At 72.8% G+C, this 20,329-nt stretch carries 22 protein-coding genes; 12 read left to right on the top strand and 10 right to left on the bottom strand.

The genetic code is table 11. The features are described from left to right. Nucleotides 1-20: 20 nt before the first annotated feature. The 9 genes from ACPXCB_RS15160 (at nucleotide 21) to ACPXCB_RS15200 (ending at nucleotide 9,936) form a co-directional block, all read left to right on the top strand. Nucleotides 21-1,541, top strand: coding sequence for an ABC transporter substrate-binding protein (locus ACPXCB_RS15160; protein ID WP_425875881.1), 1,521 nt, complete (start codon nucleotides 21-23; stop codon nucleotides 1,539-1,541). Nucleotides 1,542-1,622: 81 nt separating this feature from the next. After that, on the top strand, nucleotides 1,623-2,564 hold the full coding sequence (locus tag ACPXCB_RS15165; protein ID WP_425875883.1) for an ABC transporter permease: 942 nt from the start codon (nucleotides 1,623-1,625) through the stop codon (nucleotides 2,562-2,564). After that, the gene (locus ACPXCB_RS15170; RefSeq protein ID WP_425875885.1) at nucleotides 2,561-4,342 is read left to right on the top strand and encodes a dipeptide/oligopeptide/nickel ABC transporter permease/ATP-binding protein; all 1,782 of its coding nucleotides are present in this window, start codon (nucleotides 2,561-2,563) and stop codon (nucleotides 4,340-4,342) included. Before ACPXCB_RS15165 ends, ACPXCB_RS15170 begins: the two co-directional genes overlap by 4 nt. Beyond that, entirely contained in the window at nucleotides 4,339-5,181 is an 843-nt protein-coding gene (locus tag ACPXCB_RS15175) for an ATP-binding cassette domain-containing protein (RefSeq protein WP_425875887.1), read from the top strand. The genes ACPXCB_RS15170 and ACPXCB_RS15175 overlap by 4 nt, the downstream gene beginning before the upstream one ends. A gap of 31 nt (nucleotides 5,182-5,212) precedes the next feature. Next, a complete protein-coding gene (locus ACPXCB_RS15180) occupies nucleotides 5,213-6,100 on the top strand; it encodes a sugar phosphate isomerase/epimerase family protein (protein ID WP_425875889.1) in 888 nt (295 codons plus the stop codon). Then, nucleotides 6,097-7,158 (top strand): Gfo/Idh/MocA family protein, encoded by a 1,062-nt coding sequence (locus ACPXCB_RS15185; RefSeq protein WP_425875891.1) that lies wholly within the window; start codon nucleotides 6,097-6,099, stop codon nucleotides 7,156-7,158. Before ACPXCB_RS15180 ends, ACPXCB_RS15185 begins: the two co-directional genes overlap by 4 nt. Before the next feature lie 22 nt (nucleotides 7,159-7,180). Beyond that, nucleotides 7,181-8,263: a Gfo/Idh/MocA family protein gene (locus ACPXCB_RS15190; protein ID WP_425875893.1), complete on the top strand. Its 1,083-nt coding sequence runs from the start codon at nucleotides 7,181-7,183 to the stop codon at nucleotides 8,261-8,263. A 215-nt stretch (nucleotides 8,264-8,478) separates the two neighbouring features. Next, on the top strand, nucleotides 8,479-8,775 hold the full coding sequence (locus tag ACPXCB_RS15195) for a hypothetical protein (RefSeq protein ID WP_425875895.1): 297 nt from the start codon (nucleotides 8,479-8,481) through the stop codon (nucleotides 8,773-8,775). A 78-nt stretch (nucleotides 8,776-8,853) separates the two neighbouring features. Then, the gene (locus ACPXCB_RS15200) at nucleotides 8,854-9,936 is read left to right on the top strand and encodes an NAD-dependent epimerase/dehydratase family protein (RefSeq protein ID WP_425875897.1); all 1,083 of its coding nucleotides are present in this window, start codon (nucleotides 8,854-8,856) and stop codon (nucleotides 9,934-9,936) included. Between the two features lie 28 nt (nucleotides 9,937-9,964). Here the strand turns inward: ACPXCB_RS15200 and ACPXCB_RS15205 are convergent, their stop codons facing one another. From ACPXCB_RS15205 to ACPXCB_RS15225, 5 genes are all read right to left on the bottom strand, one after another. After that, the gene (locus tag ACPXCB_RS15205; RefSeq protein WP_425875899.1) at nucleotides 9,965-11,164 is read right to left on the bottom strand and encodes a GNAT family N-acetyltransferase; all 1,200 of its coding nucleotides are present in this window, start codon (nucleotides 11,162-11,164) and stop codon (nucleotides 9,965-9,967) included. Nucleotides 11,165-11,231: 67 nt separating this feature from the next. Beyond that, nucleotides 11,232-11,924: a hypothetical protein gene (locus ACPXCB_RS15210; RefSeq protein ID WP_425875901.1), complete on the bottom strand. Its 693-nt coding sequence runs from the start codon at nucleotides 11,922-11,924 to the stop codon at nucleotides 11,232-11,234. Next, complete coding sequence (locus ACPXCB_RS15215) at nucleotides 11,921-12,739, bottom strand: ATP-binding cassette domain-containing protein (protein WP_425875903.1); 819 nt, start codon at nucleotides 12,737-12,739, stop codon at nucleotides 11,921-11,923. The genes ACPXCB_RS15210 and ACPXCB_RS15215 overlap by 4 nt, the downstream gene beginning before the upstream one ends. Beyond that, nucleotides 12,736-13,074 carry a PadR family transcriptional regulator gene (locus ACPXCB_RS15220; RefSeq protein ID WP_358087716.1) on the bottom strand — a complete coding sequence of 113 codons (339 nt, stop codon included), beginning with the start codon at nucleotides 13,072-13,074 and terminating at the stop codon, nucleotides 12,736-12,738. The genes ACPXCB_RS15215 and ACPXCB_RS15220 overlap by 4 nt, the downstream gene beginning before the upstream one ends. 80 nt (nucleotides 13,075-13,154) lie before the next feature. Then, nucleotides 13,155-13,874 (bottom strand): PP2C family protein-serine/threonine phosphatase, encoded by a 720-nt coding sequence (locus tag ACPXCB_RS15225; protein WP_425875905.1) that lies wholly within the window; start codon nucleotides 13,872-13,874, stop codon nucleotides 13,155-13,157. 63 nt (nucleotides 13,875-13,937) lie between these two features. Here ACPXCB_RS15225 and ACPXCB_RS15230 point away from each other — a divergent pair, with 63 nt between their 5' ends. After that, on the top strand, nucleotides 13,938-14,975 hold the full coding sequence (locus ACPXCB_RS15230) for an AAA family ATPase (RefSeq protein ID WP_425875907.1): 1,038 nt from the start codon (nucleotides 13,938-13,940) through the stop codon (nucleotides 14,973-14,975). A 55-nt stretch (nucleotides 14,976-15,030) separates the two neighbouring features. Here the strand turns inward: ACPXCB_RS15230 and ACPXCB_RS15235 are convergent, their stop codons facing one another. Further along, nucleotides 15,031-15,498 (bottom strand): helix-turn-helix domain-containing protein, encoded by a 468-nt coding sequence (locus tag ACPXCB_RS15235; RefSeq protein WP_425875909.1) that lies wholly within the window; start codon nucleotides 15,496-15,498, stop codon nucleotides 15,031-15,033. 150 nt (nucleotides 15,499-15,648) lie between these two features. Here ACPXCB_RS15235 and ACPXCB_RS15240 point away from each other — a divergent pair, with 150 nt between their 5' ends. Further along, nucleotides 15,649-17,013, top strand: coding sequence for a benzoate/H(+) symporter BenE family transporter (locus ACPXCB_RS15240; protein WP_425875911.1), 1,365 nt, complete (start codon nucleotides 15,649-15,651; stop codon nucleotides 17,011-17,013). Here ACPXCB_RS15240 and ACPXCB_RS15245 read toward each other — a convergent pair. From ACPXCB_RS15245 to ACPXCB_RS15260, 4 genes are all read right to left on the bottom strand, one after another. Next, nucleotides 16,955-17,329, bottom strand: coding sequence for a hypothetical protein (locus tag ACPXCB_RS15245; RefSeq protein ID WP_132232266.1), 375 nt, complete (start codon nucleotides 17,327-17,329; stop codon nucleotides 16,955-16,957). The genes ACPXCB_RS15240 and ACPXCB_RS15245 overlap by 59 nt on opposite strands. Before the next feature lie 103 nt (nucleotides 17,330-17,432). Then, on the bottom strand, nucleotides 17,433-17,666 hold the full coding sequence (locus tag ACPXCB_RS15250) for a hypothetical protein (protein ID WP_425875913.1): 234 nt from the start codon (nucleotides 17,664-17,666) through the stop codon (nucleotides 17,433-17,435). 81 nt (nucleotides 17,667-17,747) lie between these two features. Then, nucleotides 17,748-18,221 carry a large conductance mechanosensitive channel protein MscL gene (gene mscL, locus ACPXCB_RS15255; protein WP_425875915.1) on the bottom strand — a complete coding sequence of 158 codons (474 nt, stop codon included), beginning with the start codon at nucleotides 18,219-18,221 and terminating at the stop codon, nucleotides 17,748-17,750. Nucleotides 18,222-18,260: 39 nt separating this feature from the next. Beyond that, nucleotides 18,261-18,944 (bottom strand): FadR/GntR family transcriptional regulator, encoded by a 684-nt coding sequence (locus ACPXCB_RS15260; protein WP_425875917.1) that lies wholly within the window; start codon nucleotides 18,942-18,944, stop codon nucleotides 18,261-18,263. Between the two features lie 50 nt (nucleotides 18,945-18,994). Here ACPXCB_RS15260 and ACPXCB_RS15265 point away from each other — a divergent pair, with 50 nt between their 5' ends. Beyond that, nucleotides 18,995-20,326, top strand: a complete 1,332-nt coding sequence (locus ACPXCB_RS15265) for an MFS transporter (RefSeq protein WP_425875918.1) — start codon at nucleotides 18,995-18,997, stop codon at nucleotides 20,324-20,326. Nucleotides 20,327-20,329: the final 3 nt, after the last annotated feature.

The raw sequence follows: 20,329 nt of genomic DNA on the forward strand, positions 1-20,329 counted from the left end.
CAGCAACAGAAGGGAACACGGTGCAACTGACACGCACGCTGACGGCAGCGTTTGCCGTAGTCGCTCTCGCCCTCGCCGGTTGTAGCGGTGGCGGGCAGGCGAATGAAGCAGGCTCGTCCCAGCTCGTCCTGGGCAACAACGGCGACCTGCTGACCTGGGACCCCGCCGAGATGAAGGAAGGCGCGGTCATCCACTACGCGGAGGCCGTCTACGACCCGCTGCTCCGCAAGACGGCCGAGTCGAAGATCGAGGGCAACCTGGCCACCTCGTACGAGTACAACGCCGACCTCACCGAGCTCACCCTGAAGCTGCGCGACGGTGTGACCTTCAGTGACGGCGCCGCCTTCGACGCGGACGTGGTGAAGGTCAACCTCGAGGCGCGCAAGAAGGGGGCGGGCAGCGCCTCCGAGGGGGCCCGGGCGATCGAGCGCGTCGAGGTCGTGGACAAGGCCACGGCGCGCCTGCACCTCAGCGAGCCCAGCCCCGGCCTCCTGGCCGCCCTGGCGACGTACACGGGGTACATGGTGAGCCCCACGGCGCTCAGCGCGGGCAACATCGCCTCGAACCCGGTGGGCTCCGGGCCCTACACGTACGACGCGGGCGCCTCCGAGAAGGGCGTCAAGTACACGTTCAAGGCGCGCGACGGCTACTGGAACCGCGAGGCGTTCCCCTTCGAGAACGTCGTGATCCGCCCGTACGAGGAGTTCACCGCCCGGTACAACGCGCTCGCCACCGGCCAGATCCAGTTCATGTACGGCACCCCCGACATGGTGCCGAAGGCCAAGACCGACGGGCTCACCGTCAAGACGGTGCCCGGCGAGTGGCAGGGCATCATCCTCCAGGACCGTGCCGGCAAGGCGTCGGCGGCACTCGGCGACGTGCGGGTGCGGCAGGCGATCAACCACGCGCTCGACCGCAAGGCCATCCTCGACACCCACTACGGCGGCTTCGGCCAGGTCTCCACGCAGACCTTCAACCCGGCCAGCGAGGCGTGGGTGCCGGAGCTGAACACGCGTTACCCGTACGACCCGGCGAAGGCGCGTGAGCTGCTGGCCGCGGCGGGCTACGGCAGCGGCTTCAAGATCAAGGTTTCGTACAGCGAGGGCTTCATGTCCCCGCTGGTGCCGATCGTCACCCAGTACCTGGGCGACGTGGGCATCACGGTCGAGCAGGTGCCGGTCAACGGCTTCGCCAACGGCGGCCTGGAGACCCTCAAGGGTCAGCCGGCCTTCATGCTCTCGTTCTCCACGAACATCCCGGCGTGGACGGACGTGCTGAACAAGCTCACCCCGACGTCGCTGTGGAACAACTTCAAGTACACCGACGAGACCGTCACCCGGCTGCTCAAGGAGATCCCGGCCGCGCAGGGTGACAAGCAGGCCGCCCTCTACAAGGAGCTGAACACCCACCTCGTCGAGCAGGCCTGGTTCGCGCCGATCGTCACGCAGGAGAACGTCTACCTGTTCAAGTCGGACATCGACGTGACCATGCAGCAGGCGCAGCTCATGCCGAGCCTCCGCTTCTTCGCCCCGGCGAAGTAACCGCCGATCGACCCCGGATGGGTCGGGCAACGGTCCGGCCCATCCGGTGGATCACTACAGCTCATCTAGGAGGTAGCAGGCATGCTGGGCTTCATCGGTCGGCGGTTGGCCACGGGCCTGCTGCTGGCGTTCTCCGTCGTGACGGGGATGTTCTTCTTCCTCATGCTCACCGGCTCCGATCCGGCCCGGGGCGCGCTCGGCCTCTACGCCACCGAGGAACAGGTCGCGGTCAAGCGGGAGCAGCTCGGCCTCGACCGGCCGCTCGTCGAGCAGTACCTGAGCTGGCTGGGCGGGGTCGTACGCGGTGACCTGGGGGTCTCGTCCGCGCAGAACACCGACGTGAGCGACCTCATCGTGACCCGGTTGCCGGTCACCGTCTCCCTCGCGTTGGGCGCCGTCCTGGTGGCCGCCGTCCTCGGTGTCGTGCTCGGACTGCTCGCGGCGACCCGGCCCGGGACGTTCGACCGCGTACTCCAGGTGTTCATGGTGTTCGGCTTCAGCCTGCCGAACTTCTGGGTCGCGATCATCCTGGCCCTGGTCTTCGCCGTGCAGCTGGGCTGGTTCCCCGCCACGGGCTACGTGCACCTGAACGACTCACCCAGCGGTTGGCTCTGGTCCATCACCCTGCCGATCGTCGCGCTGTCGATCGGTTCGATCGCCGCCATCGCCCAGCAACTGCGGAACTCCGTGATCACCGTCAACAGCCAGGACTACGTCCGTACGCTGCGCAGCCGGGGCCTCTCGCAGCGCGAGATCCTGCTCACCCACGTCCTGCGCAACGCGGCTCCGCCAGCGCTGACGATGCTCTCCCTCCAGTTCATCGCGGCGATGAGCGGCGCCGCCATCATCGAGCGCGTGTTCGGCCTCCAGGGCATCGGCGCCGTCGCCATCAACGCCTCGGGCAACAGCGACATCCCCGTCATCATGGGCGTCCTGCTCTTCACCGTGCTCGTCGTCGTACTCGTCAATCTCGCGGTCGACATCCTCTACGCCGCCCTGAACCCGAAGGTACGGAACGCATGAGCGCCGACGTGACGGCCCGCGCGGGCCTGACAGCCAGGAGATTCCGCTCCTTCCTGCGTAACCCGATGGGCGTGGTGGCGGGCGGCGTCCTGCTGGCCATCGTCGCGGCGAGTCTGCTCGCGCCGCTGCTCGCCACGCAGGACCCGAACCTGGTGGTGCTCTCGGAGGCGCTCCGCCCGCCGAGCGGCGACCACCCGCTCGGCACGGACGGCAACGGGCGGGACATCCTCAGCCGCCTCCTGTACGGCGGCCGGGTGAGCCTCCAGGCGGGCGCGATCATGGTCGCCGTCGCCCTCCTGTGCGGGATTCCCGCAGGTCTGCTCGCCGGCTACCGCGCGAAGCGGTTCGACGGGGTGTCGAGCTGGATCTTCAACATGCTGATGTCCCTGCCGGAGATCCTCATCATCATCGTGGTGATCGCCTCCCTCGGCAGCGGCCTCGCCCCGACGATGATCACCCTTGGCGTGCTGGCGTCGCCGGACATCTTCCGGCTGACCCGGAGTGCCGTGATCGCGGTGCGCGAGGAGCTCTACCTCGACGCCGCCCGCGTCGCGGGGCTCTCCGACCTGCGCATCATCTTCCGCCACGTGCTCTCTGTGGTGCTGGGGCCGGTCCTCGTGCGGTCCTCGTTCATCTTCGGCATGGCGATCATCGTCCAGTCCGGCCTGGAGTTCCTCGGCTTCGGCGACCCGCAGCGCCCCAGCTGGGGTGGCGAGCTCAGCAACGCCTTCCAGAACTTCCACCGCGCGCCCGAGCTGGTCATCGCCCCCGGCGTCGCCATCGGCCTCACGGTCATGGCACTCGTGCTCTTCGGCACGGCCCTGGCGGATTCGCTGGGGGTCAGCCGCAAACCCAAGGCCAAGCGGGCCGCGCGGTCCGCCCGCCGGGACGACCCGACGGTCATCCAGGACGAAGCCGACCGTACGCCCGCGACCGCCCTCCCCGCGGACACCCTGCTCCGTGTCGAGGACCTGTCGGTGCGGTACGTGGCCGAGGACGGAGCCGCCAAGGACGTGGTGCGGGGCGTGTCACTGCACGTCGCGCGGGGAGAGGTGCTCGGCCTGGTCGGGGAGTCCGGCTCCGGAAAGTCCCAGACGTCCTTCGCGATCCTCGGACTCCTGCCACCCGACGCCTCCGTGTCCGCCCGGCACCTCTCCCTCGACGGGCGGTCCCTGATCGGGCTGCGCGAGGGCGAGTTGCAGAAGCTGCGCGGGCCGCAGATGGCCTACGTGCCGCAGGAGCCGATGTCCAACCTGGACCCGTCCTTCACCGTCGGCGCCCAGCTGACGAAGCCGATGCGGCGCAAGCTCAACCTGTCCAGGAAGGCCGCGCACGAGCGGGCCCTGCACCTGCTCGAACGCGTCGGCATTCCCGACCCCGCCCGCACGCTCGCCGCCTACCCCCACCAGCTCAGCGGAGGAATGGCGCAGCGGGTGCTCATCGCGGGCGCCGTCTCCTGCGATCCCGAGCTGCTGATCGCGGACGAGCCGACCACCGCCCTCGACGTCACGGTCCAGGTGGAGGTCCTCGAACTCCTCCGTGACCTGCAACGGGAGCGCAACATGGGCCTCATCCTGGTCACCCACAACCTGGGTGTGGTCGCCGACCTCTGCGACCGAGTCGCGGTGATGCGGGACGGCCTCGTCGTCGAGCAGCAACCCGTCGCCGAACTCTTCGCCAACCCGCAGCACGAGTACACCCGCATGCTCTTGGACGCGACCCTGGAGGACGCCCCTCCCCGGCGGTCGCGCGACGACCTTCAGGAGGTGCAGTCATGAGCACCCGCAACGATTCCGACGCCCCGCTGCTCGACGTCCGCGACGTCAACGTCGTCTATCGCGGGTCCCGGTGGCGCAGTCCGTCCTTCCACGCGCTGCACGACGTCTCGATGCAGATCGGGGCGGGCGAGACGGTCGGCCTGGTCGGCGAGTCCGGCTCGGGAAAGACGACCCTGGGCCGCGCGCTCCTGGGACTCGCCCCGATCAGCGCCGGCACGGTCACGTTCGACGGCGCCGACATCACCCACGCGAACCGGCGCGCCCGCCGGGCCCTGAGCCGGGACATCCAGGTCGTCTTCCAGGATCCGTACTCGTCGCTCAACCCGGCGATGTCCGTGGAGAGCATCCTTGCCGAGCCGCTCAGGGCGCAGGGGGTGCCCGGGGCCGAAGCCTCCGCGCGGATCGGTCAGCTGCTGGGCCAGATCGGCCTGGAAGCCGACGCCGGACGGCGGTACCCGCGCGAGTTCTCCGGCGGGCAACGGCAGCGGATCGCCATCGCCCGCGCCCTCGCGCTGAAGCCCCGACTCATCGTCTGCGACGAACCGGTCAGCGCCCTCGACCTCTCCACCCAGGCACGCATCCTCGACCTGCTCATCGACATCCAGGAGCAGACCGGCGTCGCGTACCTCTTCATCTCCCACGACCTGTCGGTGGTCCGCTACATCTGCCACCGGGTCGCGGTCATGCTCAAGGGCCGCATCGTGGAGACCGGTGACGGTGACACCGTCACGTCACGACCGCGCCATGCGTACACGAAGCGGCTGCTCATGGCGTCGCCCATCCCCGACCCGGCGCGGCAGGCGGAACGACGCCGCCAGTACGCCGCGCTCTCCTCCTGACCCCGCCAACCCCGACCGAAGGAAAGTACCCGTGCAGTTCGGCTTCAGCTCCTACTCCTTCTACCAGCACCTGCGCACCAACCGGATGAGCCTCTTCGAGGTGATCGACTGGATCGGCGCCAGCGACGCCACCCACATGGAGATCGCGACGGTGTCGCTCTCCCCGGAGATCTCCAACGACACCTCCACCCTCGACCAGGACCCCGGATTCGTCCAGGAGATCAAGACCCGCGCGGCCGACCAGGGCGTCACCCTGTCCAACCTCGTCGTCCCGGCCGACCTCCTCGGCGAGGGCGCGGAGAAGAGCATGCAGCGGGTCAAGCGGCACATCGAGGTGGCCGCCGCGCTGGACATCAAGCTCTTCCGCCACGACGTCGCCAAGTGGGCCCACCGGGCGAAGGACATCGCCGAGTTCGAGGCGCTGCTGCCCCGCATGGTGGAGGCGTGCAAGGAGATCGCCCAGTACGCCGCCCCGTACGGCATCACCACCAGCGTGGAGAACCACGGGCTGCTGATGAACGGCGGTGAGCGCGTACGCCGGCTCATCCATCTCGTCGACGAGCCGAACTTCAAGACGACCCTCGACGTCGGAAACTTCATGTCGGTGGACGACAACCCGGTGGTGTCGGTCGCCGAGAACGCCCCGTACGCCAGCATCGTGCACCTGAAGGACTTCTACGTCCGCTCGCAGTACCCCGGCGAGGGCTGGCACCACACCCCCGGCGGCAACTACCTGCTCGGCTCCATCGTCGGCTACGGCGACCTCGACATGCGCAGGATCGTGCGGGGCATCGTCGACGCCGGCTACGACGGCTTCGTGTCCATCGAGTTCGAGGGCATCGAGGAGTGCCTGATGGCCAACCCGATCGGTCTGGCCAACGCGAAGCGGCTCTTCGCCGAGGCGGAGGCGGCGAAGTGAGCCGGCTCGGCGTGGGCGTGATCGGCGTCGGGAGCATCGCGGAGATGCACCTGGGCGCGTACGCCGCCAACCCGGACGTCCACCTCGTCGGGGTGTTCGACGTCAACCAGGAGCGGAGCGCGCAGAAGGCCGAGACCTTCGGCGTGACCCGCGTGCACCCGACGCTCGACAGCCTGCTCGCCGACCCCGAGATCGACGCGGTGAGCATCTGCACGTGGAACGACAGCCACGCGGAGATCGCCACGGCGGCGCTCGACGCCGGCAAGCACGTGCTGGTGGAGAAGCCGTTGAGCCGTACGGCCGGCGAGGCCGAGGCGCTCGTCGAGGCCGTCGAGCGCAGCGGCAGGCACCTGGAGGTCGGCTTCGTCCGGCGCTTCGGCGCGAACGCCAAGGTCCTCAAGTCGTTCGTCGACGCCGGGCTGCTGGGCGACGTCTACCACGCGCGCGCGACGAACATCCGACGGCTCGGCAACCCCGGTGGCTGGTTCGCGGACCACAAGCGGTCCGGTGGGGGACCGCTCATCGACATCGGCGTGCACGTCCTCGACCTCTGCTGGTACTTCATGGGCACCCCGAAGGCCGTCACGGTCAGCGCGGTCACCCACACCCGGCTGGGCAACCGGGCCAACGTCACGTCGTTGTCGCGGTACAAGGTCGCGGACTACGACCCGACCCAGAGCGACGTCGAGGACTTCGCGGCGGCCCTCATCCGCTTCGACAACGGGGCGTCCCTGACGCTGGAGACCAGCTACTCCCTGCACGCGCTCGAGGACCGCCTCGAAGTGGCGGTGTTCGGCGAGCGCGGTGGCGCGGAACTCGAACCCCAGCTTCGGATCGCCACCGAGATGCACGACACCGTCCTCAACGTGGGACCCCAGATCGACCACCTCAGCTTCGACTTCGCCGAGGGGTTCGCCAATGAAATCGCGCACTTCGTGGCGCTGTGCCTGGGAGAGGCCGAGCAGGTGGCCCCCGTCTCCCACGGCACGGAGGTCATGCGCATGCTCGACGGGATCTACGAGTCGGCGCGGGCCGGCCACGAGATCAGGCTCTCCTGACATGGTCCACGACGGAGGGTCCGTGCGGGTGGGGGTCGTGGGGTGCGGAAACGTCAGTTCCCGCTATCTGGCCAACCTCGCCGGGGACCCGGCGGTCACCGTCGTCGCCTGCGCCGACGCCGACCCGGCGCGCGCGCGGGCGCTCGGCGCTGCCCACGCGGTGCCGGAGGTGCACCCGGTCGACGCCCTGTTGACCCATCCGGACATCGACCTGGTCCTCAACCTGACCCCACCCAGGGCGCACGCCGAGGTGACCCTGCGCGCCCTGGAGCACGGCAAGCACGTCTACACGGAGAAGCCCCTGGCGACCACCATGGCCGACGGGCACCGCATCGTCGAGGCCGCCCGGGCGCGGTCGTTGCAGGTCGGCACCGCGCCGGACACCTTCCTGGGCGTCGGGGCGCAGACCTGCGCCGCGCTGCTCGCCGAAGGCGCGATCGGCACCCCGACCTCGGTGAACGCCGCCATGATGAACGCCGGGCCGGAGCGGTTCCACCCCGAGCCGGAGTTCCTCTACCAGGAGGGCGCCGGACCCCTGTTCGACATCGGTCCGTACTACCTCACGGTCCTGACCGAACTCATGGGTTCCGTCGTCCGGGTGGGGGCGCTGGGCGCGACCGCGCGTACCGAACGCGTCGTGTTGGCCGGACCCCGCGCGGGGTCGACCTTCAGCGTGCAGACACCCACCCACATCAACAGCGTCCTGGAGTTCGCCAGCGGGGCCATGGGCATGCTGGTGACCAGCTTCGACGTCGTGGCGACGCGTACGCCGCACCTTGAGATCCACGGCACCGAGGGCACAATCGTCGCGGCGCAGGCCAACTCGTGGGGCGGCCCCGTGCTGCTCAGGGCAGCGGGCAGCACCGACTTCGTCGAGGTGCTGCCCGGCCCACGGGACTCCGACGGATTCATGGGGATGGGCCTGGTCGAGATGGCCAGGGCCATCCTGGCGGGGCGGCCCGCGCTGGCTGCGGCGACCCGGGGGCTCCATGTCCTCGAGGTGCTCACGGCCATCGCCGACGCCGCCCGCTCCGGCGGAGGTTTCACGACGATCAGTTCGAGGCTGGAGACCCCCGGTCGACGTGACACGGGCGCCGCCGGGTGAGGGCCGGCCGGGTGCAGGCAACCGCCGCCGGAGACGCCCTCCCGTCGTGGGCGGGCGTCTCCGGGCGTACGGGATGAGGCAGGCCCGGTACGGGCACCTCCGGGCGTACGGGAAAAGGTCAGGCCTGACCGGCGGTGCGGGCGACGAACGGTGGGGGTGGGGGGTGGGGGTGCAGGCATGGCGGGGGCGCGTGGGGGAATCGTGTCCGTATGAGGATGAGCAGCAACCCGGCCGTGGCGGCGTCGAGCGAGGGGGCGGGCCCGGACGGCGTACGGGAACCGGCCGGCGAGGTGCACGCCTGGTTGCCGGGTCAGAACCAGACCGTCTGCGGGCTCCCGCTCAGCCGGACCCGGCTGCGCCGCTTCCCGCACGTGCGGTTCGAGTACACGTCGACGGACGTGCTCACCGAGGCGGACCCCGTCGGCCGGATCTGCCCGCGCTGCCTCGCCGCCTCGCAGGGTCGCCGCCGGGGCGGGCAGAAGAACTGGGTCCGCCACTCGCCCCGCCCCTGACGGGCGCGCCGCTCGCCCTCCTCCCGACGGTGGCCGTGATCGGCGGTTGAGCCGGGGCTGACCGGGTACGGGGCGGGCATGCGGATCGTGGTGGTGGGGGCGACCGGCAACGCGGGCACCGCCCTGTTGCGCCGGCTGCGGCGGGAACGCGGAGTGGAACTCGCCGGGGTGGCCCGCCGGCTGCCCGGGCCGGACTGCGGCGAGCCGTACGACCAGGTGGAGTGGCACTCCTGCGACGTCGGCCTGCCCGGGGCGGCCAACCAGCTCGCCGAGGTCTTCGCCGGAGCCGACGCGGTGGTGCACCTGGCCTGGCAGATCCAGCCCAGCCACGACCAGCGCGTGCTGCACCGGACCAACGTGGGCGGCAGCGCGGCCGTGATCGACGCCGTGGTCCGCGCCGGCGTGCCGGCCCTGGTGTACGCGTCGTCGGTCGGCGTCTACGCGTCCGGCCCGAAGGACCACCCGGTCTCCGAGCGCTGGCCGGCGACCGGGGTGCCCGGCTCGTCGTACAGCCGGGACAAGGCCGAGGTGGAGGCGCTGCTCGACCGGGCCGAGCGGGAGCACACCGGGCTGCGGGTGGTGCGGCTGCGGCCCGGCCTGAACTTCCAGCGGGCGGCGGCCACCGAGATCACCCGCTACTTCCTCGGACCGTTCGCGCCCGTCCGGCTGCTGCGCTTCGGCCGGATCCCGCTCGTGCCGACGAACCCTCGGCTGCGGATGCAGGCGGTGCACACCGACGACGTCGCCGACGCGTACGCCCGGGCGGTCCTGGGTGACGCGCGCGGCGCGTTCAACGTCGCCGCGGACCCGGTGCTGACCCCGGAGCTGGTGGCCCGGCACTTCCACGGCTGGACGGTGCCCGTCGCCGCCCCGGTGCTGCGCGTCGCCGCCGCCCTGACCTGGCGGGCGCGGCTGCAACCGATCGACGCCGGCTGGGTGGAGCTGGCGCTGCACGCGCCGCTGATGTCGAGCGAGCGCGCCGAGACGGAGCTGGGCTGGCATCCGCGCCACGACGCGCTCAGCGCGCTGAAGGAACTCTTCGCCGGCATGGCCGACCGGGCGCACACCGCCAGCCCGCCGATGTCGGCGGCGCGCCACCTCCCGGGCCGCCCCACCGCCCTGCTCCGCGGTCGCGCCGCCGGCCACGGCAACCCCTACTGACCCACGCCCGCCGGGAGGCGGGCGTGGATCAGAAGTCGGCGAAGACGTACGGATTCTGGCGGGGGAAGAGGCGGCGCAGTTCCGCCGCCGCGTCCGTCGACACGTCGCCCAGCCCCCGCAGGCCCACCTCGACCGGATCCAGGACCCCGTACGCCAGGGCGGAGAGGCCGGCGGCCGTCAGCGTGGCGGTCGGCGGCGAGCCGGCGGTGGCGGCGGCCCCGGTGACCAGCTCCAGCGCGCCGGTCGTGCCGTCCAGCAGGTACGACCCGGTCAGCCACCGGTCGCCGGTCAGCTCCACCCGCACCCGGCCCGGCCCGACGGGCAGCCCGGCCAGCGCGTCGATCGACAGCAGCCGGGCCATGGGCGCGGAGTAACCCGGTCGGGCCACCCGCGCCTCGACGTGCACGGCCAGGTCGGTCAGCCACAGCTCCGGCACCTCGTCGACGGGCACCTGCACGGTCACCCGCTCCACCTGGTCGACGTGCCGCCCGAAGAACTGCAACATGAGTGCCCGGGCGAGCGGGTCGGCGGCGAGCAGGTCGCTGGCGGCGAGCGTGCCGCCGTGGTCGTCGATGCGGTAGAGCACCGCGCCGGTGACCGTACCGCCCGTGCGGGCCGTCAGCAGCCAGTGCTCGTCACGGTCGCGTAACCCCACGTCCCGGTAGCCGGGGAAGATCGCGAAGCCGTGCCGCTCGTTCAGGCACCGCTCGGTGAACGCGCGCCAGTCCCGGTAGCCCTCGCCGATCCGCTCCCAGCCCACCTCGCCGGGCAGGTCGGCGCCGAGCAACTCGCCCAGGTCGGCCGGCGAGAACGTGACCGTACGCGGCTTCGGCAGCCCCACGTAGCCGAACCGGGCGTAGAACGACGGCCGGAACGGGTAGAGCGCGCTCAACTGGTGCCCCTCGTCGCGCATCTCGTCGAGGAGTTGGTGCATCAGCGTGCGTACGTGCCCCTGCCGGCGGGCCAGCGGATGGCTCGCCACCCCGGCGACGCCGGCCATCGGCAGCACCTCGCCGCGCAGGTTCTGCCGCATCGGGATGGCCGAGGCGGCGGCCAGCGTGGTGCCGCCCTCCTCGACGACAAGCGTCCGGTTCCCCTTGTTGTAGGGCAGGTAGCCGCGGAACTCCTCCGCCCGGGCCACGCTGCGCGGCGACGCCTCGAAGGCGTACGCGCCGAGCGCGAAGCTGGTGGACAGTCTTTCTTCGGCGTTCACCCGGCGGACGGTCATCCGCCCATCCCATCCCGGCCCGGCGGTCGCCGCAACCGCAATCGCCGGTGACCGCGGCGACGCCCGGTCAGCCGATCGGCAGGTGTCGGAGGTGCCGGCGGCGGCGCAGCCGGACGCTGAACACGGCCGCCACGGCGCCGATCAGCAGCGCGGTGACGGCCAGCCCGTGCAGCGAACCCCGCGCCAGGTAGCCGGAGTCGGCGTGGTCCACCGCCCAGGTGGCGATCTCCCGGCTGGACCAGAACGGGGTCAGCTTCGCGCCGGTGCCGGCCGGGTCGATCAGCATCTGCACCGCCACCACGGTGAGCAGCAGCAGCGTCCCCTCCAGCTCGCGGGGGAGCAGCGCGCCGATCAGCATCCCGAACGGCGCGGCCACCCCCACGCAGCAGAACAGCGCCACCGCCACCCCGCCGTGCCGCAGCTCGGGCGCGTCCACGACGGTGAGCACGAAGAACGGCACGGACAGGATGAGCCCGGCCGTCCACAGGCCGAGCAGCCGGCCGAGGTAGAGGTCGTGCGGGCGGTAGCCGGCCAGCCGCAGCCGGGGCTCCAGCTCGCGGGCCGCGCCGGTGGCGAAGAGGGCGGCGGTGCTGACGGCCCAGCTGATGCCGAGCAGCAGCGAGCGTACGGACTGCCCGACGTGCGAGTCCCGCCGGATCAGCCAGAACGCCAGCGGCATCAACAGCAGCAGCAGGAGCACGCCCCGACGGCGCAGCAGCTCCCGCAGGGTCATCTCGGCGACGGTGACGAGGCGGTTCACGCACGCCCTCCCTGGGTGGCCGGGGTCAGGTCGAGCACCAGGTCGACCCGGTCGAGCTGGTTGAGCAGGTGGGTCACCACGACGATCGCCCGGCCCTCGTCGCGCAGCCGGGCGAGCTGGTCCCAGAAGTTGACGTACGTGCCCTGGTCGAAGCCCTGGTAGGGCTCGTCGAGCAGCAGCACGTCCGGCTCGCTGAGGGTGGACATGGTCAGGTTCAGCTTCTGCCGGGTGCCGCCGGAGAGGTTGCGGGCGAGGACGTCGCCGTCGGCCTCCCAGCCGAGGTGGCGGGCCGCCGCCCGACCGGCGCGGCGGGCCGGCCCCCGGGCCACGCCCCGGCCGGCGCCGATCAGCACGAAGTGCTCGTCGGGCAGCAGGAAGTCGGCGGTGCCGCCCTGCTGGGGGCAGTAGCCGACCCGGCCGGAGACGGTCACGTCCCCGGCGTCGGGGGAGACCAGCCCGGCGCAGACGCGCAGGAAGGTGCTCTTGCCGCAGCCGTTCGCCCCGATCACGGCGGCGATCTGCCCGGCCCGGACGGTCAGGGACGCGTCGCGCAGGACGGTGCGTCGCCCGTACCGCTTGGTGATGCCCCGGGCGTGCAGCCGAACCGGTCCGGGACGCGCGGCGGGCGAGGTGCCGATGGTCTCGACGATCGCGGCGGCGTAGTCCTGCGGCCGGCCGAAGACGGCCCACGGGTCGCCCCCGCTGTCGCGCAGGTGCGTGGCGGCCTCGGCGACCACGTGCCGGGCGGCGTCCGCCCGGACCCGGCGCCGGTCCAACTCGGCCGCGAACACCCGCAGCCACTCGTCGGCGTTCATCCGTCGACCCCCTTCGTGACGAGGCCGGTCACCGGGGCGACGAACGCGAGCCAGGCGCTGCCGCCCTGGCGCAGGGTCGCCCGCCCGCTGTCGGTGAGCCGGTAGTACTTGCGGGCCGGACCTGACGCGCCCTCCCGCCACTCGGCGGTGACCAGGCCGGTGCGTTGCAGGCGCAGCAGCACCGGATAGAGCGTGCCGCCCTGGATCGGCCCGATGCCGGCGGCCTCCAGCGCCTGGGCGAGCTGGTAGCCGTAGGACTCGCCCTCGCGCAGCAGGGCCAGGACGCAGAGGTCGAGCACCCCGCGCAGCCACTGCCCGCGCCGGTCGGAATCCACCCGAGGAACATAGCGGCACTACCTAGATGGCACAACTACCTAGATGGCGGCGGCTGCCCGCGACAGGAGCCGGGACGCGCTCAGTTGGCGACGACGTCCGAGACCACGACGGTCACGTTGTCCGGCGCGCCGGCCTGGTGGGCGAGCTTGACGAGCTGCTCGCCGCACTGGTGACGGTCGCCGTACGTGATCAACGTCGCGGCGATCGTGCCGTCCTCGACGTAGTCGGAGAGGCCGTCGCTGCACAGCAGCAGCCGGTCGCCGGCGACCACCGTGAGCACCCCGACCGCAGGGGGAGTGTCCGAGCCCTGCACCGCCCGGGTCACCAGGGACCGCTGCGGGTGGTGCCGTGCCTGCTCGGGCGAGAGCGCCCCCTGGTCCACCAGCGCCTGGACGAAGGTGTCGTCGCGGGTGAGCTGGGTCAGCTCCCCGTTGCGCAGCAGGTAGCAGCGGGAGTCACCCACCTGGGCCAGCACCAGCGCGTCCCCGGCGAGCAGGGCGGCGGTCAGCGTCGTACCCATGCCGTCGCGCGCCGGGTCGACGGTGATGGCGGCGTGGATGCGCCGGTTGGCGGTGCTCACCACGGCGCGCAGCGCCGCGGCCGCCTCGTCGGGGGTGGTCGGCGGGCTCAGCTCGTCCAGGATGCGGATGACGATCTCGCTCGCCACCTCGCCCGCGGGCAGGCCGCCCATGCCGTCCGCGACCGCGACGAGGCGGTCACCGGCGAGGGCGGAGTCCTCGTTGTTGGTGCGAACCAGGCCGATGTCGTTGAGGATGGCCGAGCGGAGGATCAGCGTCATGGGGTCAAGCTTGCCAAGAACACCCTGCCGCCGTCTCTACGCACTACTGCGTAGGGTTGGGGAATGATGCCGGTGTCGATGGTCGGACGCGCCGGCGAGCTGGTCGAGCTCGACCGGGCGTGGTCCACCGTGGTCCCCGGCCGACGGTCCGCGCCGACCGTCGCGGTGATCACCGGAGCCGCCGGGGTGGGCAAGTCCCTGCTGGTCGCGGCCGCCCTCGACGCGTTCGCCCCCCGACCGGCGGTGGTGCTCTCCGGCGCCGCCCGCGTGCACGACCCCGCCCCGTACGACTGGCTGGCCGCCGTTCTCACGGGCCGGGACACGAGCCGGCTCGACCTGCCGCCGGACGCGCTGGCCTGGCTCGCCCAGCAGCCGACCGCGCCGCGCGAGCGCTACGCGCCGGGCACCCTGCTCCGCCTCGCGGTGCGGGTCGTCCGGCTGCTCGTCGGCGCCGGCCCGGCCGTACTGGTGGTGGAGGACCTGCACGCCCTCGACCCGGCCAGCCTGAACCTGGTCGGCGAGCTGGCGACCGCCGCCGACCTGCCGGCGTTGCTGGTGGTGGCGAGCCGACCCGCCGAGGACGCCGTCGCGCCGGACCTCGCGGTCCGCGCCCTGGCCCGGCTCTGCGGCGTCCGGGGCGCCGTCCGCCAACACCTCGGACCCCTGCTCCCGGCCGAGGTCGCCGAGGTGCTGACCCAGGTGTACGCGGACCCGCGCCCGTCCGGCCGGCTGGTGCGCGCCGTCTGGCAGCGCACCGGCGGCAACCCGTACGCGCTGACCGAGCTGCTCGCCGCCCACGCCGGCCGGGGGCCCGAGGCGCTGCTCCGCCCGCCGCCCGCCCCGCGCCCGCCGAGGATCGCGTCGCAGCGGCCGGTGGATCCGGTGGACGCCGAGCTGACCGGGCGGGAGATCGAGGTGCTGGGCTGCCTGGTCGCCGGGATGTCCAACAAGCAGGCGGCGCGGGCCCTCGGCATCTCGGTGCGGACGGTCACCGTGCACGTGTCCAACCTGCTGCGCAAGACCGGGTCGGCGTCGCGTACGGAGGCGGCGATCTGGGCGGTGCAGCGGCGGCTGCCGGTGCCGACCCCCGTCGACGGCTGAGCCGACGCCCGACGGGGCCGGTGCGGGCCACGCGCGCGGTCCGGCCGGCGGGTGCTCAGGGGCGGGGGTAGCGCAGCAGGAGGCTGGCGGCGACCTCCTCGTCGCCGACGGCGGCGTACACGTGCGGCACGTCGGACGCCCAGCGCAGGTGCCCGCCGGCGGCGGCGGTCAGCGGCGCGTCGACCGGGCCGGCGCGCAGCACGCCCGAGAAGACGGTGACGTGCTCGGTGACCCCCTTCTGGTGGGCGGGGGAGAGCTGCTCCGGACCGGGCGCGACCAGCATCCGGTACAGCTCGTAGGTGGCGTCGCTGTCCTCGAAGACCTCCAGCAGGATGGCGCTGACCGCGGCGCCGCGGACGACCGGCCCGGTCGCCGGGCCGGAGAGCACGGCCGTCAGCGGTACGCCGAGCTGCGCGGTGATCGCGTAGAGCGTCTCCAGGGTCGGGTTGCGGGTGCCGTTCTCCAGGCCGGAGAGGGTCGCCTTGCCCACCCCGGCGAGCCGGGCGAGGGCGGACAGCGACATCCCGCGCTCCTCGCGCAGGGCACGTATCCGGCGACCGACGGCTTCGGCGCCCGGATCGGGGGCCGATCGGTGGACTGGTGACGTCTGCGGCACCCCGCTATGGTGCTACAGGTTCTTGTTCCGTAAACGGAACGGCCGGGGGAGGCGGGGATGGCGGGACGGTCGCAACCGGTGCTGGCGGGCGTGGTGACCGCGCTGGTCGGGTTCGCCAGTTCGTTCACGGTGGTGCTGGCCGGCCTGCGGGCCGTCGGCGCCTCGGACGCGCAGGCCGCCTCCGGGCTGCTGGCGGTGTGCGTGGCCGCCGGGATCTCCGCCGTCTGGCTGGGCCTGCGCCACCGGATCCCGATGAGCGTCGCGTGGTCCACCCCCGGCGCGGCGCTGCTGGTCGCCACGGGCACGGTGCCCGGCGGCTGGCCCGTCGCCGTCGGGGCGTTCCTCGTCTCGGGTGCGCTGATCGTGGCCGCCGGGCTGTTCCCCGCCCTCGGGCGGGCCGTCGCGGCGATCCCCCGGCCGATCGCGGGCGCGATGCTCGCCGGGGTCCTGCTGCCGCTCTGCACCGCCCCCGTCCGCGCGCTGGTCGAGGTGCCCCGGCTGGCCGTCCCCGTGGTGCTGGCCTGGCTGCTGCTGCACCGGTTCGCCCGCCGGTGGGCGGTGCCGGGCGCGCTGGTCGTCGCGGTGGCGGCGATCGCGCTGACCACCCCGGTCGCCGGGCTCGGTGGCGCGCGGCTGCTGCCCGCGGTCGAGTTGACCGCGCCGACCTGGAACGTCTCCGCGATGGTGGGCCTCGCGTTGCCGCTCTTCCTGGTCACCATGGCCGCGCAGAACGTACCGGGGATGGCGGTGCTGGTCGGCTACGGCTACCGGCCGCCCTTCGGCGCCGCGCTGCGCGCCACGGGACTGACCACCGTGCTCGCCGCGCCCGCCGGCGGACACGCGGTCAACCTCGCCGCGATCACCGCCGCCCTGGCCGCCGGCCCGGACGCCCATCCCGACCCGGACCGCCGCTGGATCGCCTCGGTCACCGCCGGGGCCGGGCTGGCCCTGCTGGGGCTGGGCGCCGGGGCGGCCACCGCGCTGGTCGCGCTCGCCCCGCCGGTGCTGATCGAGGCGGTCGCCGGGCTGGCGCTGCTCGGCGCGCTGGCCACCGCGCTCACCTCGGCGCTGGCGGAACCGGCGGACCGGGAGGCCGCCGTGGTCACCTTCGTGGTCACCGCCTCCGGGGTGACCCTGCTCGGCGTGGGCGGCGCGTTCTGGGGCCTGGTCGCGGGCGGGGTGATGCTCCTGCTCTTCCGCCACCGCTCCGCCGGGCCGACCGCGCCGGAGCCGGCGCCCGCACCCGCCGCGACGGCGTTGCCGGGCCCGGCGGTGGAACCTGTCACGAGCGGGTCGCCGGGGCCGGCGGTGGAACCTGTCACGAGTGGGTCGGCGGGGCCGACCGGGACCGGGCGGGTGGGTGTCACTCCTCCGGCGGCAGGTCGCGGGCCGGCACGTCGAGGCGTACCTGGTCGTCGGTGACGGCGGCGATCTGCTCGGCGAGCACGTAGACCGCGCCGGTGCGGACCAGGTCGGTGGAGACCTTCAGGTAGCCGCTGTGCAGCAGCCGGGCCGCCAGGTCGGCCGGTACGTCCGGCTCCTCCACGGCCGTCGACTCGATCAGCTCGTCCAGGCTGCTGCCCGGGTCGGCGGTGGGGGCCTGCACGGTCACCGCGTTGGGATCACCCCGCTGGACCAGGTCGACGGTGCCGAACTCGGTGCCGTCGACGTCGATCACCCGCATGCCCGTGGTGACCCGGGAAACTGTCGCCTGCCGCTCGGTGCCCTGCTGCTCCATCCCGGGGCGGTTCCCGGCCCCCGCTCCGGCTAAACCACCGTCGAGATCTTGGACAGTTGTCGCTCGGGCCGAACGCCAACTGTCCAAGATCTCGACGGGTCTCTCACCGCGTTGGGGGGCGGGGGGAGAGTTCGCGCCACGTGTCGGTGCCCTGGAGCAGCGCCCGGACCGTCTCCTCGGCCTCCTCGGCGGTGCCGTACTCGTAGAACCGGGAGACGCCCTCGGAGCCGCCGGCGCGCTGCTCGACGTGCCACCGGTCGGCGTCCACCCGAAGGAAGACGTCGCGCCGGGCCAGCCGGCCCCATTTCCCGTTCCACCAGTGCTTCCGCTGCTCCATGGCGGGACTCTATCGAACAGGCGTACGAAAATGTGCGGCCCCTGCGGGATTCCCGCAGGGGCCGATGTGCGTGCGCCGGGTTCAGCGCGGAGTGGGCGGTTCCTCCCGGCGGCCGAGCACCTCGTCGAGCGCCCCGCGCCGCTGCCCGGGGGTGGTGTGGCCGGCGGCGACCAGGGCGTCGCGGATCTCGGTGAGCAGCCGGACCTCCTCGCTCGGCGCCTTCGGCGGCGGCTCCTCGCCCCGCTTGCGCCGCTCGGCCAGCTTGTTCATCGGGAACACCACGATGAAGTAGAGCGCCCCCGCGGTGAGCAGGAACGTGATCAGCGCGTTCACGAACGCGATCCAGTCGAAGGCGATGCCGCGGAACATCGGGGCAGTGCCGGCCAGGCCCTTGTCGCTGCCCGTGATGAGCAGCACGAAGACCCGGATCAGCGGTTCCAGGAACGACTTGGTGAGCTGGGTGACCACGCCCGTGAACGCGGCGCCGATGACGACACCGACCGCCAGGTCGACGACGTTGCCGCGCATGATGAAGTCTTTGAAGCCCTTGAGCATCCGTACTCCCGAGGTGTCCGGTCTTCCGTCCGGCACAACCTATGCCCCGGGCGAGGGCTCCAGAAAAGCGCCGGCCTCGATCGCCGCCCGGCCCGGGTCGCCGGCCCGGATCGCCTCGACCAGCCGGGAGTGGTCGACGTAGCGTTCCGGCTCCAGCGCGTCGCCCATCGACTGGGTGATCGTGCTGCGCAGCGCCGTCCCGACCGAGGCGTACAGCTCGGCGAGCATGCCGTTGTGCGCCGCCGCGACCACGGCGGTGTGCAGCGCCGCGTCGGCCTCCACGAACTCATTGACCCGGCCGCCGCGCCAGGCCGCCTCGCGGGCGGCGAGCGCGCCGTCCAGGGCCGCCAGGTCCTCGGTCGTACGCCTCAACGCGGCGAGCCGGGCGGCCTCCACCTCGAAGGCGCGGCGCACCTCGACCACCTCGGCCATCCGGTCGGCGGTGAGCCCGCGGGCCACCACCGGGGCCAGCTCGTCGGTCGACACCACGTACGTCCCGGAGCCCTGCCGGCACTCCAGCACCCCGGCGTGCACCAGCGCCCGCACCGCCTCGCGGACCGTGTTGCGGCCCACGCCGAGCGCCGCGACCAGCTGCGGCTCGGTGGGGATCCGCCCGCCGACCGGCCACTCGCCGCCGAGGATCCGCTCCCTGAGCTGGGCGATGGTCTGCCGCACCCGGTGGCCCCTGGGTGGCGCGGCGGCGGAATCAACCGACGGTGGCACTGGTTACAACACCTGCCCGGAATTCATCCCATGATTGTAGGTTCGGACGCATGACCCCGCCAACCACCGCTGCCGTCGACGCCGGAACCTCACCGCGTTCCGTGCGGGAGACGATCGCCGGGCCGGACGACGTGCCCGCACCGGCGGATGCGACGGCCGCCGGTCCCGTCGGCGCCACCCCCAAGCCGGCCGGACCGGTCGCCGGTGGGCTGCTCGTGCTCGTCGGCATGCTGCTCGTGGCGCTCAACCTGCGGGCCGCGATCACCAGCCTCGGCGCCCTGCTCGACGAGGTACGCGGCGGCTTGGCCCTCTCCGGGGCGCTGGCCGGGGTCGTGACCACCCTGCCCGCGGTGGCCTTCGCCGTCTTCGGGTCACTCACCCCCCGGCTGGTCCGCCGGAACTCCCCGGCCCGGGTGCTGGTGGTGGCGATGCTGATCCTCGCCGCCGGGCAGCTCGTCCGGGTCGGCACGGACTCCGCGCTGGTCTTCATCGCCGGCAGCGCCCTCGCGCTGGCCGGGATCGCGGTGGCGAACGTCCTGCTTCCGCTGCTGGTCAAGCAGTACTTCCCGCACCGCATCGGACTGGTCACCGGGGCGTACTCGATGACGTTGACGGTGGGCGCCACGGTGGCCGCCGCGGCGGCGGTGCCGGTGGCGCACGTCTTCGGCACCTGGCGGGCCGGGCTCGCCGTGTGGGCCGGGCTGGCCCTGGTGGCCGTACTCCCGTGGGTGCCGCTGGCGCTGCGGGCGCGCGCGGCCCGACGGGCGGCGACCCCGGCGGCGGTGGCGCCCCGTCCCCGCCGGATCCGGCCGGGGCGGACCCGGCTCGGCTGGGCGATGGCGGTCTACTTCGGGACCCAGTCGCTGGGCGCCTACGCGATCATGGGTTGGCTGGCCCAGCTCTTCCGCGACGCCGGCTACCGGCCGCAGGACGCCGGTCTGCTGCTCGCCGGTGTGACGGCGCTGGGCGTGCCGATCGCCCTGCTGATGCCGACCCTGGCCGGGCGGCTGCGCACCCTGCACCCGCTGGTGCTGACGCTCTCCGCCGCGATGGCCCTCGCCTACGTCGGGATGGCCGTCGCGCCGCACGACGGGGCGCTGCTCTGGGTGGTGCTGCTCGCGATCGGGCAGAGCGCCTTCCCGATGATCCTGGCCACCATCGGACTGCGGGCCCGGACCACCGAGGGGACGGTGGCGCTCTCCGCGTTCAGCCAGAGCGTCGGCTACCTCATCGCCGCGCTGGGGCCACTGCTGGTGGGCATCCTCTACGGGACGACCGGCGGGTGGACCGTCCCGATCGGGTTCCTGCTGGCGGCGCTCGCCGTGCAGACCGGCGCGGGCATGGTGATCGCCCGTCCCCGACACATCGAGGACGAGGCGTGAGGA

It is taken from the genome of Micromonospora sp. DT62 (genome assembly GCF_049847285.1).
Taxonomy (GTDB): domain Bacteria; phylum Actinomycetota; class Actinomycetes; order Mycobacteriales; family Micromonosporaceae; genus Micromonospora; species Micromonospora reichwaldensis.

What these genes read in the sequence shown, in the direction of transcription:
- ACPXCB_RS15165 (WP_425875883.1), top strand. Translation starts at nt 1,623, where the DNA reads ATGCTGGGCTTCATCGGTCGGCGGTTGGCCACGGGCCTGCTGCTGGCG.
- ACPXCB_RS15170 (WP_425875885.1), top strand. Translation starts at nt 2,561, where the DNA reads ATGAGCGCCGACGTGACGGCCCGCGCGGGCCTGACAGCCAGGAGATTC.
- ACPXCB_RS15175 (WP_425875887.1), top strand. Translation starts at nt 4,339, where the DNA reads ATGAGCACCCGCAACGATTCCGACGCCCCGCTGCTCGACGTCCGCGAC.
- ACPXCB_RS15195 (WP_425875895.1), top strand. Translation starts at nt 8,479, where the DNA reads ATGAGCAGCAACCCGGCCGTGGCGGCGTCGAGCGAGGGGGCGGGCCCG.
- ACPXCB_RS15200 (WP_425875897.1), top strand. Translation starts at nt 8,854, where the DNA reads ATGCGGATCGTGGTGGTGGGGGCGACCGGCAACGCGGGCACCGCCCTG.
- ACPXCB_RS15205 (WP_425875899.1), bottom strand. Translation starts at nt 11,164, where the DNA reads ATGACCGTCCGCCGGGTGAACGCCGAAGAAAGACTGTCCACCAGCTTC.
- ACPXCB_RS15215 (WP_425875903.1), bottom strand. Translation starts at nt 12,739, where the DNA reads ATGAACGCCGACGAGTGGCTGCGGGTGTTCGCGGCCGAGTTGGACCGG.
- ACPXCB_RS15225 (WP_425875905.1), bottom strand. Translation starts at nt 13,874, where the DNA reads ATGACGCTGATCCTCCGCTCGGCCATCCTCAACGACATCGGCCTGGTT.
- ACPXCB_RS15230 (WP_425875907.1), top strand. Translation starts at nt 13,938, where the DNA reads ATGATGCCGGTGTCGATGGTCGGACGCGCCGGCGAGCTGGTCGAGCTC.
- ACPXCB_RS15235 (WP_425875909.1), bottom strand. Translation starts at nt 15,498, where the DNA reads ATGTCGCTGTCCGCCCTCGCCCGGCTCGCCGGGGTGGGCAAGGCGACC.
- ACPXCB_RS15240 (WP_425875911.1), top strand. Translation starts at nt 15,649, where the DNA reads ATGGCGGGACGGTCGCAACCGGTGCTGGCGGGCGTGGTGACCGCGCTG.
- ACPXCB_RS15245 (WP_132232266.1), bottom strand. Translation starts at nt 17,329, where the DNA reads ATGGAGCAGCAGGGCACCGAGCGGCAGGCGACAGTTTCCCGGGTCACC.
- ACPXCB_RS15250 (WP_425875913.1), bottom strand. Translation starts at nt 17,666, where the DNA reads ATGGAGCAGCGGAAGCACTGGTGGAACGGGAAATGGGGCCGGCTGGCC.
- mscL (WP_425875915.1), bottom strand. Translation starts at nt 18,221, where the DNA reads ATGCTCAAGGGCTTCAAAGACTTCATCATGCGCGGCAACGTCGTCGAC.
- ACPXCB_RS15265 (WP_425875918.1), top strand. Translation starts at nt 18,995, where the DNA reads ATGACCCCGCCAACCACCGCTGCCGTCGACGCCGGAACCTCACCGCGT.